This window comes from Pseudomonas sp. BN102, assembly GCF_029871245.1.
Lineage (GTDB): Bacteria > Pseudomonadota > Gammaproteobacteria > Pseudomonadales > Pseudomonadaceae > Metapseudomonas.
Window position 1 is genome coordinate 34,731 of record NZ_SSON01000081.1, and the last position, 17,508, is coordinate 52,238.

General features: G+C 63.5%; 17 protein-coding genes. 7 read left to right on the forward strand and 10 right to left on the reverse strand.

The window, feature by feature from the left end; genetic code table 11:
• Positions 1 to 16: 16 nt before the first annotated feature.
• From E8F12_RS29660 to E8F12_RS29680, 5 genes are all read right to left on the reverse strand, one after another.
• Positions 17 to 1,147, reverse strand: a complete 1,131-nt coding sequence (locus E8F12_RS29660; RefSeq protein WP_280328780.1) for a TIGR03364 family FAD-dependent oxidoreductase — start codon at positions 1,145 to 1,147, stop codon at positions 17 to 19.
• A 78-nt stretch (positions 1,148 to 1,225) separates the two neighbouring features.
• On the reverse strand, positions 1,226 to 2,245 hold the full coding sequence (locus E8F12_RS29665) for a putative 2-aminoethylphosphonate ABC transporter substrate-binding protein (protein WP_280328781.1): 1,020 nt from the start codon (positions 2,243 to 2,245) through the stop codon (positions 1,226 to 1,228).
• Between the two features lie 42 nt (positions 2,246 to 2,287).
• On the reverse strand, positions 2,288 to 4,009 hold the full coding sequence (locus tag E8F12_RS29670) for a putative 2-aminoethylphosphonate ABC transporter permease subunit (protein ID WP_280328782.1): 1,722 nt from the start codon (positions 4,007 to 4,009) through the stop codon (positions 2,288 to 2,290).
• 1 nt (position 4,010) lies between these two features.
• Positions 4,011 to 5,072, reverse strand: coding sequence for a putative 2-aminoethylphosphonate ABC transporter ATP-binding protein (locus E8F12_RS29675; RefSeq protein ID WP_280328783.1), 1,062 nt, complete (start codon positions 5,070 to 5,072; stop codon positions 4,011 to 4,013).
• Between the two features lie 230 nt (positions 5,073 to 5,302).
• Positions 5,303 to 6,163 carry a LysR family transcriptional regulator gene (locus E8F12_RS29680; RefSeq protein WP_280328784.1) on the reverse strand — a complete coding sequence of 287 codons (861 nt, stop codon included), beginning with the start codon at positions 6,161 to 6,163 and terminating at the stop codon, positions 5,303 to 5,305.
• Between the two features lie 160 nt (positions 6,164 to 6,323).
• Between E8F12_RS29680 and E8F12_RS29685 the strand changes: the two genes are divergently transcribed.
• Entirely contained in the window at positions 6,324 to 8,414 is a 2,091-nt protein-coding gene (locus tag E8F12_RS29685) for a TonB-dependent receptor (protein ID WP_280328785.1), read from the forward strand.
• On the opposite strand, the gene E8F12_RS29690 is transcribed toward E8F12_RS29685, so the two are convergent.
• Entirely contained in the window at positions 8,411 to 9,415 is a 1,005-nt protein-coding gene (locus E8F12_RS29690) for a helix-turn-helix domain-containing protein (protein ID WP_280328786.1), read from the reverse strand. The genes E8F12_RS29685 and E8F12_RS29690 overlap by 4 nt on opposite strands.
• A 100-nt stretch (positions 9,416 to 9,515) precedes the next feature.
• Here E8F12_RS29690 and E8F12_RS29695 point away from each other — a divergent pair, with 100 nt between their 5' ends.
• Positions 9,516 to 10,127 (forward strand): LysE family transporter, encoded by a 612-nt coding sequence (locus E8F12_RS29695; protein WP_280328787.1) that lies wholly within the window; start codon positions 9,516 to 9,518, stop codon positions 10,125 to 10,127.
• Between the two features lie 79 nt (positions 10,128 to 10,206).
• Here the strand turns inward: E8F12_RS29695 and E8F12_RS29700 are convergent, their stop codons facing one another.
• A complete protein-coding gene (locus E8F12_RS29700; protein ID WP_280328788.1) occupies positions 10,207 to 10,743 on the reverse strand; it encodes a TetR/AcrR family transcriptional regulator in 537 nt (178 codons plus the stop codon).
• Positions 10,744 to 11,139: 396 nt separating this feature from the next.
• On the opposite strand from E8F12_RS29700, the gene E8F12_RS29705 reads away from it, so the two are divergent.
• The 3 genes from E8F12_RS29705 to E8F12_RS29715 all read left to right on the forward strand — a co-directional run bounded on the left by E8F12_RS29705 (position 11,140) and on the right by E8F12_RS29715 (position 13,559).
• A complete protein-coding gene (locus E8F12_RS29705; RefSeq protein ID WP_280328789.1) occupies positions 11,140 to 12,096 on the forward strand; it encodes a cupin domain-containing protein in 957 nt (318 codons plus the stop codon).
• Between the two features lie 111 nt (positions 12,097 to 12,207).
• The gene (locus E8F12_RS29710; protein WP_280328790.1) at positions 12,208 to 12,825 is read left to right on the forward strand and encodes a nitroreductase family protein; all 618 of its coding nucleotides are present in this window, start codon (positions 12,208 to 12,210) and stop codon (positions 12,823 to 12,825) included.
• Between the two features lie 188 nt (positions 12,826 to 13,013).
• Positions 13,014 to 13,559: a carboxymuconolactone decarboxylase family protein gene (locus tag E8F12_RS29715; protein ID WP_280328791.1), complete on the forward strand. Its 546-nt coding sequence runs from the start codon at positions 13,014 to 13,016 to the stop codon at positions 13,557 to 13,559.
• Positions 13,560 to 14,059: 500 nt separating this feature from the next.
• On the opposite strand, the gene E8F12_RS29720 is transcribed toward E8F12_RS29715, so the two are convergent.
• The 3 genes from E8F12_RS29720 to E8F12_RS29730 are packed head-to-tail and all read right to left on the reverse strand — an operon-like array spanning position 14,060 to position 16,035.
• The gene (locus E8F12_RS29720) at positions 14,060 to 14,683 is read right to left on the reverse strand and encodes a LysE family translocator (RefSeq protein ID WP_280328792.1); all 624 of its coding nucleotides are present in this window, start codon (positions 14,681 to 14,683) and stop codon (positions 14,060 to 14,062) included.
• Between the two features lie 40 nt (positions 14,684 to 14,723).
• Positions 14,724 to 15,131 carry a DUF2000 domain-containing protein gene (locus E8F12_RS29725; RefSeq protein ID WP_280328793.1) on the reverse strand — a complete coding sequence of 136 codons (408 nt, stop codon included), beginning with the start codon at positions 15,129 to 15,131 and terminating at the stop codon, positions 14,724 to 14,726.
• Positions 15,132 to 15,180: 49 nt separating this feature from the next.
• The gene (locus E8F12_RS29730) at positions 15,181 to 16,035 is read right to left on the reverse strand and encodes an AraC family transcriptional regulator (RefSeq protein WP_280328794.1); all 855 of its coding nucleotides are present in this window, start codon (positions 16,033 to 16,035) and stop codon (positions 15,181 to 15,183) included.
• Positions 16,036 to 16,186: 151 nt separating this feature from the next.
• Between E8F12_RS29730 and E8F12_RS29735 the strand changes: the two genes are divergently transcribed.
• Both E8F12_RS29735 and E8F12_RS29740 read left to right on the forward strand, forming a co-directional pair.
• Positions 16,187 to 16,648 (forward strand): MaoC family dehydratase, encoded by a 462-nt coding sequence (locus tag E8F12_RS29735; RefSeq protein ID WP_280328795.1) that lies wholly within the window; start codon positions 16,187 to 16,189, stop codon positions 16,646 to 16,648.
• A gap of 4 nt (positions 16,649 to 16,652) precedes the next feature.
• Positions 16,653 to 17,240, forward strand: a complete 588-nt coding sequence (locus E8F12_RS29740) for a TetR/AcrR family transcriptional regulator (protein ID WP_280328796.1) — start codon at positions 16,653 to 16,655, stop codon at positions 17,238 to 17,240.
• Positions 17,241 to 17,508 lie beyond the last annotated feature (268 nt).

Genomic DNA, 17,508 nt, shown 5'->3' on the forward strand with positions numbered 1-17,508 from the left:
TCCCCGCAGCACCAACCTAGGAAAGCAACCCCGCCATGGTCCGCTCACCCAGCGCGGGCCCCACGCTCATGCCCACGCCGCTGTGCATCAGCACGGCGGTCACCCCCGGGGCCGCCTTGAGCACCGAGAAGGGTCCCGGCCCGCGGGCGCCGTAGACGCCTTGCCAGCGCTCCAGCACCTGCAGGCGGGTGCCCAAGGTGTGTTCGGCCAGGTCGAGGAGGATGTCGTCCACCGCCTCGACGTTGAAGGGCGATGCGTCGCTGCCGTAGTGGTGGGAGTCGCCGATGATCAGCTCGCCATAGGGCGTCGGGCTGACTAGCAGGTGGATGCCGTGTTCTTCCAGTTCCGGCTGCTCGCTCTGGATCTGCTCGCGGATGGCCTCGGCTTCCGGCAGATCGGCAAAGGCGCCGTAGTGGACGCAGCTGAGCCCTGTGAGCACCGCCTGGTTCAGGCCGAAGTCGCGATCCGGGCGCACCCGCAGCATCTGCAGGCGACAGACCTGGGGCTGCAGCGGGGCAATCTGCTCGGCCAGCAATGTCTGGTAGTCATGACCTGCGCAAATCACAATCTGCTCCGCACGGCAGCTGCCCGCGGTACTGTGGATCCGCCCCGGCTCGACGTCGCGCACCAGGGTGGAAAAATGGAACTCGACGCCATGGTCACGTTGCAGGAAGTCCACCAGCGCAGGGATGGCTTCGCGGGAATAGAGCTGCTGATCGTCCAGGCCCAGCAACGCGGCGCGGTGATGGCTGAACTGGCCTTGATAGAGGTCGTGCAGGCGTTCGCCACGTAACAGCTCAACTCGGTAGCCGTATTCCAGCGCGCGCACTTCGCAGAAGGCTTCGAGCAGTTCTTCCTCGGCGCGGGTACGGGCGAACAGCAGGGAGCCGTTGCGGCGCAGGTGGAACCCGGCGACCTCGGCCCAACGGGCCCAGATGTCACGGCTGTCACGGGCCAGGGCATGCATGGGGCCCGGCGGCTGGCCGGTGACCAGGGCCTGGCCGAAGTTGCGCACCGAGGCGCCCAGCGGCGTCGCGCTGCGCTCGAAGATGCTGACGCGCAGGCCGCGCCGGGCCGCGGCATACGCATGGGAAAGGCCGAGGATACCGGCGCCGACTATGGCGATATCGGTGTCTTGCAGGGGCATGGGGTTCTCCTGGATTCATGTTCCCCCTCTCCCCAGCCCTCTCCCCGAGGGGAGAGGGAAGAAAGCGGGAAGCGGGTCTTACTGCGGCAGCTTCTCGGACTTGCCGTCGTAGCGCTTGCGCCATTCGGCGAGGATCTGGTCGCGGTTCTGCGAGGCCCAGGCGAAGTCGTTCTTGATCAGGCGCTGCTCGTAGTCAGCCGGCAGTTCGGTCTGCGGCTTGGCGATGCCGGGAGCGGCGAGCACGGCGAAGTTTTCCTTGTACAGGTCCATGGCCGCCGGACTGGCGGAGAAGTCGGCGAGCTTCTTCGCCGCTTCCATCTGGTCGGTGCCCTTGACGATGCCGGTGGCTTCGATTTCCCAACCCAGGCCTTCCTTCGGCAGGACGATGTCCAGCGGCGCGCCCTGGCGCTTGAGCTGCACCGCCGGGTACTCGAAGGAGATGCCAATGGGGAACTCGCCGGCGGCGGCCAGCTTGCACGGCTTGGAACCGGAATGAACGTACTGGCCGATGTTCTGGTGCAGGCCATCCATGTAGGCCCAGCCCTGCTTCTCGCCGAAGGTCTGCAGCCAGGCGCTGACGTCGAGGAAGCCGGTGCCGGAGGATGCCGGGTTGGGCATCACGATTTTGCCCTTGTATTCGGGCTTGGTCAGGTCTTCCCAGCTCACCGGCTTGGCCAGGCCCTGCTTCTCGGCTTCCACGGTATTGAAGCAGATGGTCGCGGCCCACACGTCCATGCCCACCCAGGCCGGCGGGTTGGCGGCATCGCGGTAGTTGGCGCCGATGCTCTCCAGATGCTTGGGCGCGTACTTCTCCAGCATGCCCTGCTGGTCGAGGATGGCCAGGCTGGACGCGGCCAGGCCCCAGACGGCGTCGGCCTGCGGGCGATCCTTCTCGGCCAGCAGCTTGGCGGTGATGATGCCGGTGGAGTCACGCACCCACTTGATCTCGATATCCGGGTTCTGCGCTTCGAAGGCCTTCTTGTAGGCCGACAGCTGTTCGGCTTCCAGGGCGGTGTAGACGGTCAGTTCGGTGGCAGCCTGGGCCTGGAGGCTGAAGCCGGCCATTACGGCGGCGGCGAGGGCGAGGCGTTTGAACATGGTGGAGCTCCTTGTCGGGGTTGGCAGTACGTGAGTGATTGTTCAGGCGGTGGTCGGCGAGCCCTGGCGCCAGGCCTGGGACCGGCGCAGCAAGCCGCGCGAGGCCCAGGCCAGCAGCAGGGACACTGCGGCGGAGGTGAGCAGGATCAGGGTGGACATGGCGGCCGCGCCGCCGACGTTGCCGGCGTCATCCATGTTCAGCACGGCGACGGCGGCGAGGATGCTGTCCGGGCTGTAGAGGAAGATGGCGGCGGAAACCGTGGTCATGGCCGAGACGAACAGGTAGCGGACGATGTCCAGCAACGCCGGCAGGCAGATTGGCACGGTCACCTTCAGGTAGTGGCACCAGAGCGGTGCCTTGAGCGACAGCGCGGCGGCTTCGAACTCGCCGTCCAGCTGGCGCAGGGCGGTGGTGGCGGTCATCTGCGCAGTGGTCAGGAAATGCGCGATGGAGCAGATCACCAGCAGCGTCATGCTGCCGTAGAGCGCGTGCAGCGGATTGCCCGGCAGGTTGAAGAAGAAGACGTAGCCGAGGCCCAGCACCAGGCCGGGTACCGCCATGGGTACGAAGCTGAGCAGGCGCAGGGCCTGGGTCAGCCAGCGCTGGCCGTGGGTCTTCTCCATCAGGTAGGCGCCGGTGAAGATCAGCGCGCTGCCGAAAATGGCCGTGCAGGTGGCCAGGGTCAGGCTGTTGCGGTAGGCCAGCCAGCCGCCGCCGGCGGTTTCCTCGAAGGCGTAATGGCGCAGCGACAGCGACAGGTTGTAGGGCCAGAACTTCACCAGGGACGAATACACCGCCATGCCCAGCACCAGCAGCAGAATGGCGCAAACCAGCAGCACCAGGGCCAGGAAGCAGGCATCGCGCACCTTCGACGGCACCGGGTGGAAGACCTGGGCGCGGCCGCTCATGGCCTCGCCCTGGCGGCGGCGCAGCCAGGCATCCACGCCGAAGCTGAGCAGCGCCGGCACCAGCAGCACCATGCCAATCAGCGCGCCGCGGCCGAACTGCTGCTGACCCACCACGGCCTTGTAGGCTTCCAGGGCCAGTACCTGGTAGTCGCCACCGACCACCACGGGCACCCCGAAGTCGGTAATGCACAGGGTGAACACCAGGCAGAAGGCGGCGAACACCGCCTGGCGGGTGGCCGGCCAGGTGATGCTGCGGAACGCCTTCCAGGGACCGGCGCCCATGCTGGCGGCGGCATCGAACAGGCGCGCGTCCGCCATGCCGAGGGCCGAGAGCAGCACCATGAGCGCATGGGGAAAGGTGTAGATGGCCTGGCCCAGGACGATGCCCCAGAAACCGTAGATATTGTCCGGCAACCAATCGCGCAGCAGGCCCTGGTTGCCGAACAGGTAGATCAGCGCGATGCCCGGCAGCATCGAGGGCGCCAGTAGCGGCAACAGGGAAATCCCGCGCCACAGGCCCTTGGCCGGTATCAGCGTGCGTTGCAGGGCGTAGGCGAAGAGGTAGGCGGTGGGCACCACGATGGCGGCGACGCTCAAGGATACTTTCAGGCTGTTACCCAGCAGCCAGTGGAAGTTGGCGCTGGCCAGCAGTTCCCTGGCCGCGACCAGACCGCCGCCCTGCCCTGCTTCGCCGCTGAAGCCGCGCCAGAAGATCGCCAGCAACGGCAGCAACACGGCCAGCACCAGCAGGCCGAGGAACAGGTACTTGCCGCCCTGCACGAAGAGGCGGTCGCCCAGGTCGGCGCGCGGCGCACGTTTTGCCTGGGACTTGTCCAGCTTGATCGCGGCATCCATCTCAGGCGAACACCTGCAGGCTGCGCGATGGCAGGGCCACCCAGATATCCGGAGTGCCCAGGCGCGGCATGAGCGAAGGGTCCAGCTCGGCCAACAGCGGGTGGCCCGGCAGTTGATCCAGTTCGAAGCTCATGCGGCAGCGGTTGCCGAGGAAGGTGATCTCCCGCACCTGGGCGCGAAAGCGGTTGTCCTGCTGCTCGGAAGGGTTGATGGCGACGGCCTCGGGGCGGCAGAAAAGGCGGCCGCTGGCAGCGTTGCCGGCCTGCTCGGGCAGGCGCAGGTCGAGGCCCCCGACGCGGGCGTGGCCATTCTGGCGCGACTCGAAGGGCAGCCAGTTGCCCTGGCCGACGAACTCGGCGACGAAGGGCGTGGCCGGCTGGCGATAGATCTCCTGCGGGGTGCCGTACTGCTCCACGCGGCCCTGGTTCATCACCGCGATGCGGTCGGCCATCAGCATGGCCTCGTCCTGGTTGTGGGTCACCATCAGGGTGGTGATGCCGAGCTGCTTCTGCAGCTGGCGCAGCTCGGTGCAGAGATGCTCGCGCACGCGGGCGTCCAGCGCCGACATGGGCTCGTCAAGGAGCAGCAGCGAAGGCTTCGGCGCCAGCGCGCGGGCCAGGGCCACGCGCTGTTGCTGGCCACCGGAAAGCTGGCCGGGGAATTTCTTCTCGCTGCCGGCAAGGCCCACCAGTTCCAGCATCTCCACCACGCGACCGCGTGCGGCTTCGCGACTGCTGCCGACCAGGCCATAGGCAATGTTCTGTTCCACCGTCAGGTTGGGGAACAGGGCGTAGGACTGGAACAGGATGCCGTAATCACGGGCCTGGGGCGGCAGGCGCGAAATGTCGCGCTGGCCGACGTGCAGGCTACCGCCGTCCTGCTGCTCCAGGCCGGCAATGCAGCGCAGCAGGGTGGTCTTGCCGCAGCCGGACGGCCCCAGCAGGCACACCAGTTCGCCTTCGGCGATATCCAGGCTCACCCCGCCCAAGGCGGTGAAGTGGCCGAAGCGCTTGTGGATATCGCGTACCCGCATATGGGTGGCGTGCTGGTGGGGGTGTGACATGGCGGTACCTCGTTAAGCGATTGGCGTGCACGGGGGCACGGCTCGACGAGGTTGATGCTAGGGACGCAATGCGAACGTCAGATGGCGGTTGGCGCAAAGATGCCGATAGTGGCATTGGCGGATTTGGGATGTGGGCCAGGTGTTGGGGGGATAGCGCTTTTCTATCCACCGTCGCCGTTCGGCATGACCACGATGGTGGATCGGTGAAGCCTGATTCACCCTACATGGGACTACTCCTTGCCCTCCCGCGCCAGGGCCAGGAACGCTGCCGGCAGTCGCGCCTGGCGGCGCTCCTTCAGGCAATAGAGGTATTCGTCGATCAGCGGCGCACCCTTGAGTGCAATCACACGCAGCTCCGGGTTATCCGGCACTTCATGGCGGGCGATGATGCTGATCCCGAGGTTGCGGATCACCGCTTCGCGGATGGACTCGCGGCTGCCGATTTCCAGCAGCGGGCCCACGGAGATACCGGCGTCCTTGAGCATGGTTTCGGTGAGCTGGCGGGTGGTGGAGCCGGGTTCGCGCATCAGCAGGCAATGGCCCTTGAGAGCTTGCAGGTCCACGGACTTTCGCTTGGCCAGGGGGTGCTCGCGGTGCACGGCGAGCACCAGCGGGTCGCTGCCGAGGACGACGCGGGTGAGGCGGGCGTCGTCGAGGCATTGCGAAGAGGCGGCGAGATCGACGCGGTACTCCTCCAGGGCCTCGATCACCTGCTGGGAGTTGCCGATTTCCAGGGAGACATCGGTCTGCGGGAAACGCGTGCGGAAGCTGCGTACCAGATCAAGGATGTAATAAGGCGCTGTGGCGCCGATGCGCAGGGTGCCCTGCATCTGCCCGCAGTTGCGCAGGAAGAACTCGATATCGGCTTCCTGCTGCAGCAGCACCTTGACCATGGGCAAGAGCCGCGCGCCCTCCTCGCTCACGGTCAGGCGGCGGCCGCCGCGATGGAAGAGCTCGACGCCGTACTGGCCCTCCAGGTTGCGGATCTGGGTGGTCACCGTGGGCTGGCTGAGGCCGAGCTTCTTCGCCGCCTGGGTGATGCTGCCCAAGCGAGCGACCATGTAGAAGGCCTTGAGCTCAGCGCTGAGCATGGCACGGGTTCAGGGAGGCGGAATGGGGCACGGCCGGGACCTCGGGCTGTGGGGGAGTCCGGGCATTCTGCCCTTGAGCACGCGGCGACGCCACGGGCATCGCCCCCTGGTGCTACCTTTGCCAACCAGCAGAGAACGCCAACGAGCCTCGAAGCACCCCATGACTGATCGCGCGGCCTTTCCTCGCTACATCCCTCTGCTCTGCCTGCTGGCAAGCGAGCAATTGGCCGCAGCCGATCCACAACCCATGGAAGCGCCCGCGCTGGTCATCAGCGGTAGCCGCTACCGGGCACCGGCCTTCGACCTGCCGTTCTCGGTGGACAGGGTGGACCCTGTGGAACGGGCACAGCCGGGCATCAACCTGTCCGAGCAGCTGTCGGGTGTGCCCGGCCTGGCCATCCAGAACCGCCAGAACTACGCCCAGGAGGCGCAGCTGTCCTCGCGCGGCTTCGGTGCCCGCTCGGCGTTCGGCGTGCGCGGGATCAAGCTGCTCAGCGACGGTATTCCGGCCAGCACTCCGGACGGCCAGGGCCAGACCTCCAGTTTCGACCTGGATGTGCTGGATCATATGGAAGTGCTGCGCGGCCCTTTCGCCACCACCTATGGCAGCAATTCCGGCGGCGTGGTGCAGCTCTTTTCCCGTGACGGCGAAGGTCCGCCGCGCCTGTCCGGCGGCGCCACTCTGGGCGCCTGGGGCACCCAGCGGGAAAGGCTCACGGCTGAGGGCGGCGACGGCCGCGCCGGTTTCCTCCTCAACCGCGCCCATTTCGAGACTGACGGCTACCGCGACCATAGCGCGGCCATCTTCGACAAGACCTTCGGCAAGCTGACCCTGCGCCCCGACGCCGACAGCAAGCTGGCACTGATCTACAACGACCTCAACCAGAACGGCACCCAGGACCCACAGGGCCTGACCTGGGACGCCTACCGTCAGGACCCGCGCTCGGTGTCGGCCAATACCCTGCTGTTCAACACCCGCAAGACGGTGGACCAGCGCCAGGGCGGGCTCAACTACGAGCGCTCGTTTGGCGAGGCCAGCTGGCAGACCACGCTCTACGCCGGCACGCGGCGGGTGATCCAGTTCCAGTCGATCCCGGTGGCGGTGCAGGCTAACCCGCGCCACTCGGGCGGGGTGATCGACTTCAAACGGGATTACCAGGGCATCGGCAGCCGTTGGATACAGCCCTTCGACACCGACGTGGGCCGTTTCACCGCCACGGCCGGCGTCGACTACGACCAGTCCAGTGACGACCGCCAGGGCTATGAGAACTTCGTTGGCGACACCTTGGGCGTGAAAGGTGCGCTACGCCGTGACGAGCGGGATGACGTGACCAGCACCTCGCCCTACCTGCAGCTTTCCTGGGCATACGGCGATCTCAAGCTGTTGGGTGGACTGCGCCACAACGAAGTGGAGTTCGAGGTGGATGACCGCTACCTGGCCAATGGCGATGACAGCGGCAGCGTCACTTACCGCAAGACCACGCCCAGCCTGGGCGCGACCTACGCCCTGGCCCCGCAGCTGAACCTCTACATCAGTTGGGCCCGGGGCTTCGAGACGCCCACCCTGAACGAGCTTTCCTACTCCGGCCCCGATGCCAGCTTCGGCTTCGACCTCAAGCCTGCCACCAGCGAGCAGTACGAACTGGGCATCAAGGCCCTGCTGCCAGGCAATGGCAATCTCAACGCAGCGCTGTTCCACATCATCACCGAAGACGAACTGGTGGTGGCCTCCTCCATCGGCGGCCGCACCCAGTTCCAGAATGCCGCGCAAACCCGCCGCCGGGGCCTGGAGCTCAACCTGGAACAGCCCCTGGGTCGGGACTGGCGAGTGGAGCTGGCCTACACCTGGCTGGATGCCAGGTACAGCAAGGCCTTCGTAAGCGCGGGCGAGCTGATCCCGTCAGGCCGGCGCATGCCCGGCATCGCCGAGCACAACCTCTTCACCACCCTGGCCTGGACACCGAAGCCTGGCATCAGCACCGGCCTCGAAGGCCAGCTGCGCAGCAGCGTGGAGGTGGAAGACAGCAACCAGGCCCGCGCCGCGCCAGGCTACGCCCTGGCCAACTGGTACCTGCGCTTCGAGCAGAAGCTGCGCCCCTGGACCTTCAGCCAGACCCTGCGTGTGGATAACCTGTTCGACCGCGACTACATCGGCTCGGTGATCATCGGCGAAAGCAATGAGCGCTTCTATGAACCCGGTGCCGGGCGCAGCTGGTATGCGGGCGTGAACCTGGAGTACGCCTTCGACTAGCGGTCGCGGGCGGGAACTTTCCTGGCCCACTCGCGGAAGGCTACCGGCGTTTCACCAAATCGCTTGCGGAAAATCTTCCCGAGGTAGCTGGCGTCCCCGACGCCTATTTCGTCGGCGATCACAGCCAGGCTGTGGCTGGAGTTCAGCAGGCGCCACTTCGCGTGCTGGAGCCGCATCTCGTTCCAGTATTCCTTCGCTGTCATGCCTTGGCTGGCGGTGAACAGGCGATCCAGTTGCCGGCGGCTGATGCCCACCAGTTCGGCCAATTGTTCGGCTGTGCGGTCTGACGCCATCAGGTGGCGCATCAGCGCGATGGCGCGGTCGACGTGCCGGCCACGAGCGCCATCGGCGTCCAGCGAACGCAGCGGATGCTGGCTGCTGCGCGACTCGTCCACCAACATGTCGGCCAGCCCCTTCAGCGCCCTGGCTCGCCCACACGCCTGTGCCAGCAGCTCCACTGCCACGTCGATGGCGGCCGTGCCGCCGGCACAGGAAATACGGTCGCGGTCGAAGCAGTAGAGCTGCTCGCTCTGCACCTGGATGCGCGGATAGGACGCGCGAAACTCCGCTTCATGGCGCCAGTGGAGGGCGACCCGGTGTCCGGAAAGGAGCCCGCAGGCAGCCAGTAGGAAACTGGCATTGTCGATGCTGACCAGCTTCACGCCCTGCCCGGCCGCTGTACGCAACAGCCGCTTGTAGCGTGGGGCGAGCGCCTCCGTGGCACGGGCACTGCGTCCACCGAACACCACAAGGTAGTCGTAATCGGCGAAGCGGATATCCGCGACCGTTGCCTCCACCTGAACGGCCGCGCCGCTGCTCGACACCACGTGCCCCGGTTCGAGGCCGAGGATTGTCCAGGAGCAGTAGCGCTGACGGCTGTAATCCTCGTCATCCGCGGTAAAGCGCAGCTTGTCGAGGACGCCGCCGAACGCCAGCAGGGCGAACTCCGGCAGGGGTAGCAGCAGGAAACGGATGTCGGGGGTGACCGCGTCATTGGCCATACTCGGAGCGTCCAGATTCTTCCGCAGGATGTCCGGATAATACCGCAGTCCAGGGCGCGTTCTGCTGCACCATCCCCCCATCGAGCAAGAGGAACGGCAAATGGCCCTGGATACCTGGTTCATCTACTTCATCGCGACCATCGGCCTGGCGCTGACCCCGGGCCCCAACAGCTTGCTGGCCCTGACCCATGGCGCTCTATACGGGTCGCAGCGAACGCTCTTCACCATTACTGGCGGCGTGACCGGCTTCAGTTGCCTGATCGCCCTCGCGATGTTCGGCCTGGGCGCCCTGCTCCAGGCCTCGTCTTCGGTGCTCGAAGTCCTCAAGTGGGTGGGGGGTGCCTACCTGCTCTGGCTGGGACTTCAACTCTGGCGTGCACCCGCGCTGCACCTCACGCCCGTGGTCGGCGCCGGCGCACCCGGTGCGGCAGGCCTTTTTCGCCAGGGATTCCTTTCGGCGGTGGCCAACCCCAAGGTGCTGCTCTTCTATGGGGCCTTCCTCCCCCAGTTCCTGAACCCGCAGCGTTCGCTGGTGCCGCAGTTCGTGGTGATGGCCGCCACCTTCGCTGCCATCGAGTTCCTGGTGGAGTACCTGCTGGCGCGGCTGGCCTTCCGCATCCGGCCCTGGATGGAGCGTGGGGGCAAGGGCTTCAATCGCTTCTGCGGCACACTGTTCGCGCTGATCGGCGCAGCATTGCCGCTAGCCAGATAGGCAAGCGACTGGCGAGTGAAGGAACAGCCAGAAATCGACATTAGGTAATGGTTGTCTCCGACCCAGAGTGAACGGCCGCCTAATGCTGATCCTGCTGGTTGGCGGCATGGTTTACAGCCGCCTCAATCGCTTCAACCCAGGACGCATTGCCAATTGCCTGCGCAATAGCGCGTGCGCCCACCATCGCCGCAAAAATGACCATCGCGTCGCGCTCGGCTGCGTCTGGAGTGGCATGGCCAGCAGCTGTTCCTTTCATCTCGCTGATGAACTTGTCGAACAGGTCCTTGATTCCCGCCTTGTAAGCTTCAACCGAGGCTTCATCGGCGCCTCGGTTGATCACATGTGGTGCAAATGCCAAAACCGGACAGCGACGGTTCGCCGCGCTATTTCGAAGGTACTGGCGAACAAGTGCACATGCTCGATTCTCAGCGTTGGCATCTGCTTGCAGATAAACGTCGTCCCAGGCGTCGCGGGAATGATCGAACGCCAGCGAGAAAGCTTCCGCCACAAGGGCATCCTTGGATGCAAACTGCTTGTAGAAGCCGCCAACAGTCATTCCGTTGGCAGCCGTCACATCGGACACGGATACGTTCTCGACGCTTAGCTCGCGAAACATCCTGGGCCGGAAGCTGCCCACCGTGAACGGCCGCTATCGGCCGATTCTGTTGAAAAACGCCCTCCACATACTCTGCGTGCGAAAGTGGGCGGCTGACGTTGAAATCCGAGCTAATGTGCCGACACCGAACTGCTCCAGATTTCGTGTAGCAACGCCTCAATTGGACGTTTTCTCGCCTTTGTGCAAGCGAACCGAGACGGCACCGACTTTTTCAACAGAATCGGCCAGAAGCGGTCATCGAATGGCTAGGAAATCCGGGGCGATTCAGTACCGTCCGCTTCCCCGTACGAGTTCGCGCTATTTGTCCAATCAGCGCACGCACTGGGACCTGGTGGTGCGTACAACCGACGTGCCACTGCAATAAGATGCTTTAGCGCTTCAAGTTCTCGAGGTCCTATGTCCCAAATCGACTGGCTAAGCAATCTCCTGCAAATGATCACCATCACCGGTCAGCTGGAGGTCCGCTGTGTCTACGGTGCGCCATGGCGTGTGGTTTGGGCTCAGGCCGCGGCTCACGAGATTCCCTACCACGTCGTGCTCAAGGGCCGGGCCATTCTCGAAGATCCGGAGAGGGAGACGGCCATGGAGCTGGTGAGCGGAGATATCGTGCTGTTGCCGCACGGGGCGGCGCACGTGCTGCACGATGGTAGCGGACATGCGCCAGGGATTACCCACAATCGCCGAGGGTCTGCAGGATGGATGCTCAGCGAGAATGATGGCCAGGGCGAGCATCTGGACCTGCTCTGCGGGCGATTTTTCATCGGACCGCCCCATGATCGGCTGATTCGCAGTTATCTTCCCACGAATCTGGTGGTACGGGCCTTGGACCGCCATGGAGGGGAGGGCATCGAGTCCGCTTCGAATCACCTGGCCAGTCTCGTGGGGTTGATGCGCATGGAGTCCGACGGCGACAAACCAGGCGGACTCGCCATCCTCAACGCCCTTAGCTCGGCGCTGTTCACCCTGGTAGTGCGCGCGGCGAGCGAGTCCGAGCAAGCCTCGGCAGGCTTGTTGGCGCTGGCCGGCCATCCACGGCTGGCCCCGGCCATTTCAGCCATGTTCGCCGATCCGGCGCGGCCCTGGACTCTGCCGGATCTGGCCGACTTGTCCAGCATGTCTCGCGCTACCTTCATGCGGCACTTTCAGGACGCGCTGGGGCGCTCGGCCGTCGAACTGTTGACCGATATCCGAATGAGCCTGGCCGCGAACGCGCTGAAGAAGCCCGCGATGACCACCGAAGCTGTGGCCGAGTCTGTCGGATATCAATCCGTATCGGCATTCCGCCGTGTGTTCACCGACAGGATGGGGATGACTCCGGGGCAATGGCGCCGTCTGGCGCGCGATGGCGAGTGATTTATTACCGCATTGATCCTTTTGAGCATTTTTTTGAGCGAATCTAGTCTCGAAAGCAATATCGTGCAGACCTAAAGTGGCGACTCCTAATCACCTGATGCAGGAGTCACCATGTCAAACGCCGTCATTGAATGCATCCTCAGCCGCAGCGCCGCCAAGTACTACGACCCTGCAGCCATCGTGAGCGACAACCTAATCCGCGAGCTGGTGCGCATCGGCACCTCCGCGCCGACATCCTTTCACTTGCAGAACTGGCGCTTCATTGCTGTGCGCACGCACGAAGCCAAGGCCCGGCTGAGTCCGATCGCCTGGAACCAGCCTGCAATCACCGATGCTGCCGTTACCTTCATCGTCTGCGGCCAGTTGGCCGATTCCAGCGTAATACCCGAACGCCTGGCGCCGTTGGTTGAAGCGGGCGTCATGCCGGCCACGATGGTGCCGGAGTGGGAAATCCCCGCACGCGATCTGTACCTGGAGTACCCGCAGCGCCAACGCGACGAGGCCGTACGAACTGGCACCTTCGGCGCGGCGGCGATGATCTACGCAGCCCGTTCGCTGGGCCTCGGTTCAACTCCGATGATCGGTTTCGATGCCGAAGCACTGCACCGCGAGTTCGGACTGGCCGAGGACGAAGTGCCAGTCATGCTGCTGTCCGTAGGGGCGGAGCGTCCAGGGAACTGGGCGCAGAAGCCGCGCCGTCCGCTGGATGAGGTGTTGGATTTCATCTAGGTGCGCCCCGGCGGCAGTGATCGCGCCGAACGGCTAAGCGGCCTTCAAGTGGGAAGCAACCGCAAGGGAGTTCTCTCTTGAAAGCCTAACCAGCTTCGACCCAGGACCTGGGCGCGAAGTAACCCGAGGGATGGTGCCCACGTGGACTTTCCCAAATTAGCGAAGTCAGTAACTGTAGGAAGACAACGATGCAAAGATCTACTGCTCTGAAACCGGAACAGGTTCCGGCTGATTCCAAGTCGACGCTCGATATGTTCACCAAGAATATCGGGTTCACCCCAAATATGATGGCGATCTTCGCGCAGAGCCCGATTGCATTCAACGCATGGGCCACCCTGCTCGGCTCCTTGAGCAAGGCGCTCGATGTGAAGACACGTGACGGCATCGGCCTCTCTGTGTCCGAGGCGAATGGCTGCAACTACTGCCTGGCGGTTCACAGCTTCACAGCCGAACATATGGCCAAGCTGCCCCCCGATGAAATCATTCTCGCTCGGAAGGGCCATGCGAGCGACCCGAAGCGCGACGCCGCTGTCCAGTTTGCGCGCAAAGTCATCGAGACCCGCGGCCAGGTCAGTGACGCCGATCTGAAAGCCGTTCGCGATGCCGGCTATACGGATGCGAACGTGATGGAGATCGTTGCGCTGGTGGCCATGTATTCCCTGACGAACTTTTTCAATAACGTGTTCGATCCCGAGAAGGACTTTCCCGCCGTTGCCCCGGCAGGCTCGATCTGACCTCTATCCGCTCGCATCGACCATCTCGGAGGGACCTGGAAGGTGTCATCTGATGCGAACGTAACACCAAAGCCCGGAGGCACCCAGGCAGGAGTCTTGGGAACGCATCCGGGCTTTACGTATGTGCTGATGCACCAGCAAATCGGGTTGCTACGGACACATCTCCGACAATGGCGCTTTGGTAACGCGTCCGTTGCGACCAGTTCAGCATCACTAAGGTCGTCACGGTCCTTTCGTCGCCTCCCCATGAACGAAAGCTCGCAGCCGTGACGACCTCCTTTTGTCACGCCGGGGCTATTGCCTCACGGCAAACATGGCGTCGGTCGATTCTCCTGTGGCACCGGGAAGGGGAGCCAAGTACCGGGAACTTCCTACGTACACGGTTTGCGCTCTAAACGTCCGTATATGGCCGATTGCTGCCGTTGACGAGGGGCCGCAATCGACCAGAAGCGGACACAGACGATCTAAAGATGTCCCTCCGAGATGACGCAATTCAGCGGCTACAGCCAGGCCGACTCCTTACATAGAAGCAGCACGGCCAGCGCTAGCATCATCAAGCCCGATACCCGGCCAACTACGCGTGCAGCAGCGGGGCGTGTCGCTAGCATCGCACCCGCGCCTATACCCACAATCGAATAAACCACCGCGCAGCTAGTGGTATAGAGCAGTCCCAGAACCACTATCTGGGTGGAAAGGCTCCAGGCTGCCGCAACGTTGGTCCAGGGAGGAAGGAAAGCCAGGAAGAACAGAAAGGCTTTGGGGTTCAATCCGCTGACCAGCGCGCCGCGTAAGAACAACCTTGCTCTATCGCTCCCAGTTGAGTTGTCAACGACCGCCCTAGGCACTGGTGGATTTCGGAGCAAGCTGATGCCCAGCCAAGTCAGGTAAAGCGCACCGAAGACCGTCAAGGCGAGCATGACCAGGCGGTTTCCCGCGATCAGCATGCCGAAGCCCGCTGCAACGACCAGCGTCAGCACCACGTACCCCGCCAGCAACCCACCGACAGCAGCCATGACGCCCCGGCCGCGAATACCAGCTGCTATCGCGTAGGCCCAGTCAGCCCCCGGTGTGAACACGAAAAGCAGGGAAAAGGCCCAGAAGGCCATCAGTGTTGCACTACTCATTTCCAATCCCAGAGCAATTCCATTAAAGGCGTGACGCCCGTCACTTGTGCAGAGCAAGGCCTTTAATCGCCTTGTCCACCGGCTTCTTAGGGCCGCGCAAGGCCAGGCCCACCAGGTTCATGTTCTCGGGCTCCTCGGCGAGGAATGCCTCGCGATTGGCTTCGTCGTGATAGGTGGAGAACATCGCGAAGACGTAGGGCAGTACCGTCAGCTCGCGCTCCAGGCCAGCGCGACGGGCTTTCTGCAGGCCGGCGACGTCGGCCTCGAAGATCAGCATCGGTTGTCCCGAGAGCTTGCCGTACTCATGGCCGGCCGCATCGACGTAGGGCTCGCCCATGATCTCCGGCGCAGCCGATGCAATGCCGGTGGCGAGGAAAGCGACCACGTTCAATCGCTGCCAGGTCGGCAGGTCGTCGCGGACAATGAAAGCTACTTTGGTTTCCAACATCTGAATCTCCATACAAAGCCGTAGCGCAATGATTGGAGATGGCGACTGCTCAGTCTGTAAGGTTTGTGCACTGCCGCTGATAAGTTGCCGGCGTCAGTCGGTAAGCGCGCCGGAACCAGACACCCAGGTGACTCTGATCGGAAAAGCCCACCTCAGCAGCCACCTGTGAGGGCGCCATGCCGGCTGCCAGGAGTGCCCGAGCGGTGCGCAGGCGAAGTCTCACAAGGTAGGCGTGTGGCGACTGACCGAAGGCCTTCTTGAACTGCCGCGTCAGCCTGAAGCGATCAATCCCCGAGTAGGTAGCCAGCTCTTCGAGGCTGACGTCATCGGCCATCCTTGCATGCAGAAAGTCACGAGCGCGTTGCGTTTCCGCATCGGAGTCGAGCTTCATCGACTGAGCTTTCAGGCTTAGGTGCCGGGAAAGCAGCCCCAATAGATGATCCATGCTCTGGTCGCGGGCCAGCCGGCCCTCGCCGTTGTGGATGACAAGAAACGCCTGCTGTATAGCGCCGATCAGTTGCGCGTCGTCGCTCAACGTGTGCTGAAAAGCTGCCTGGAGATTGGACACATCGCCTAGGCCGAGACGCTCCGTCATGTCAGAGACATACGCCTGAGGGAGATAGAGCATCCCGTAAGTGAAGCCTCCCTCTTCCGGAGCAAGGCCATCGTGCACGGCACCTGGCTCGATGAGCATGGCGCGACCTGGAATACTGGTATGCACCGCCTTGTGACAACTGAACTGCTGTACACCCTGGTACGTGACGCCCACCAGCAGTTCGTCATGATCATGCGGATCATAGGCATGGCCCTGGAAATGGGCATGCAAGCTCTCAATGCCGGTGTCCTGGTCGCGGCGAACTCGAATCCAGTCGGTGCTTGCAGTGTCGTTCAGTTCACGCGTCATGGGGAAAACCGGGGTTCAGTTGCGACAAGGTATCGAGTTCGGTGATCTTGGTAGCTCGGCGGGATTGCTGCAAAAAAAAAGATAATAGCTGTAATCTATTTCCTCAAGCCAAGGCGATGAACGCCCTGGGAACACAATCGAGGACTTCTGGATGGAAGCCGCAATCACACCGGAACGAATCTACCTCGACGACCTGGCGGTGGGAGACGTTTTCATCAGTGATGCCCACCGGCTGGACGCCGAGCAGATCGTCCAGTTCGCCTCGCAGTTCGACCCCCAACCTTTCCACCTGGATGCCGATGCGGCACAGGACACCTTTTTCCAGGGCCTGGCGGCGAGCGGATGGCACACGACAGCCATCACTATGCGCCTGCTCGTGCAGAGCCTGCCGCTTGCGCAGGGTGTGATCGGCGCAGGTGCGGAAATATCGTGGCCACAACCTACCCGGCCTGACGATGTGCTCCAGGTAACGAGCCAGATCATCGAAATCACCCCATCTCGCTCCAAGCCCGACCGTGGGATTGTCGTTGTCGAATGCGTCACTTCGAATCAGGACGGCAAAGTGCTGCAGCGCCTGGTCACCAAAGTCCTGTGCTTCAGAAGAGGAGGCTGACCGTATGGGGCGCTCATCGCAGACGAAAGCTCTGGAAAACCGGACGAAGATCGTGGAGACGGCTGCTGCGCTGTTCCGCGAATTTGGGGTCGATCAGGTATCAGTAGCGGCCATCATGACCGCCAATGACATGACCGTTGGTGGGTTCTACAAGCACTTCGATTCGAAGGACGCACTTGTCGCAGAGGCCTTCTCGCTTGCCTTCGACCACTCTCGGGAAGCCTGGGACGGTGTGTTTTCCCAGGCGGACAGGAAGACCGAGGATCGCTCCGTAGCGCTGGTTCGACAGTACTTGCTCAATAAGTCTGCGAGACGTCGCTGCCCACTGCTGGCATTCGCGCCACACATCGCCAACGGCAGCGCGACCGCTGCATCGAAAAACGCCTACAAGGCGGGAACGAAGGAATTGCTCGACAAATTCCTGAACGAGGCAGGTACCTCAGGCACCAGCGCTGATGAGGCAGAAGCGCAGCGTAATGCGCTCGTGCTGTTCGCGGCGATGGTCGGTGCTCGCGCAATGTCGCAGGCGGTTGGGAACACGGAGTGGATGTTGGCGATAGAAGCTGCCATCAACGAAGCAGCAGCCCACTAAGGTGCCAAACCGAATGTCCAATAATGGCCGAAACCGGCCGCGAAGGCATCACGGTCGATGCGCTGTCGCTCGGCACCATGAACTACTGGGATTCCGAGGAACTGGCGAAGAAAACCTGCATCGCCCCCCTGCGCCCGCCCACCGCAGGACGGCGGCGCTGGTGTGGCCTACTTTGCTTCGCGCTAGGCGAGCGGGATTACTGGCTAGGTGCTTCCGCTCAATGGTGGCAGCCTGACGGCTTGCCACCTGGAACTACGAAGCTCCGACC

Excerpts from the sequence above, each read along its gene's own strand:
- E8F12_RS29730 (WP_280328794.1), bottom strand. The coding sequence starts at position 16,035 with ATGACGCGTGAACTGAACGACACTGCAAGCACCGACTGGATTCGAGTT.
- E8F12_RS29680 (WP_280328784.1), bottom strand. The coding sequence starts at position 6,163 with ATGCTCAGCGCTGAGCTCAAGGCCTTCTACATGGTCGCTCGCTTGGGC.
- E8F12_RS29710 (WP_280328790.1), top strand. The coding sequence starts at position 12,208 with ATGTCAAACGCCGTCATTGAATGCATCCTCAGCCGCAGCGCCGCCAAG.
- E8F12_RS29675 (WP_280328783.1), bottom strand. The coding sequence starts at position 5,072 with ATGTCACACCCCCACCAGCACGCCACCCATATGCGGGTACGCGATATC.
- E8F12_RS29715 (WP_280328791.1), top strand. The coding sequence starts at position 13,014 with ATGCAAAGATCTACTGCTCTGAAACCGGAACAGGTTCCGGCTGATTCC.
- E8F12_RS29705 (WP_280328789.1), top strand. The coding sequence starts at position 11,140 with ATGTCCCAAATCGACTGGCTAAGCAATCTCCTGCAAATGATCACCATC.
- E8F12_RS29690 (WP_280328786.1), bottom strand. The coding sequence starts at position 9,415 with ATGGCCAATGACGCGGTCACCCCCGACATCCGTTTCCTGCTGCTACCC.
- E8F12_RS29740 (WP_280328796.1), top strand. The coding sequence starts at position 16,653 with ATGGGGCGCTCATCGCAGACGAAAGCTCTGGAAAACCGGACGAAGATC.
- E8F12_RS29700 (WP_280328788.1), bottom strand. The coding sequence starts at position 10,743 with ATGTTTCGCGAGCTAAGCGTCGAGAACGTATCCGTGTCCGATGTGACG.
- E8F12_RS29670 (WP_280328782.1), bottom strand. The coding sequence starts at position 4,009 with ATGGATGCCGCGATCAAGCTGGACAAGTCCCAGGCAAAACGTGCGCCG.
- E8F12_RS29720 (WP_280328792.1), bottom strand. The coding sequence starts at position 14,683 with ATGAGTAGTGCAACACTGATGGCCTTCTGGGCCTTTTCCCTGCTTTTC.
- E8F12_RS29725 (WP_280328793.1), bottom strand. The coding sequence starts at position 15,131 with ATGTTGGAAACCAAAGTAGCTTTCATTGTCCGCGACGACCTGCCGACC.
- E8F12_RS29665 (WP_280328781.1), bottom strand. The coding sequence starts at position 2,245 with ATGTTCAAACGCCTCGCCCTCGCCGCCGCCGTAATGGCCGGCTTCAGC.
- E8F12_RS29735 (WP_280328795.1), top strand. The coding sequence starts at position 16,187 with ATGGAAGCCGCAATCACACCGGAACGAATCTACCTCGACGACCTGGCG.
- E8F12_RS29660 (WP_280328780.1), bottom strand. The coding sequence starts at position 1,147 with ATGCCCCTGCAAGACACCGATATCGCCATAGTCGGCGCCGGTATCCTC.
- E8F12_RS29685 (WP_280328785.1), top strand. The coding sequence starts at position 6,324 with ATGACTGATCGCGCGGCCTTTCCTCGCTACATCCCTCTGCTCTGCCTG.
- E8F12_RS29695 (WP_280328787.1), top strand. The coding sequence starts at position 9,516 with ATGGCCCTGGATACCTGGTTCATCTACTTCATCGCGACCATCGGCCTG.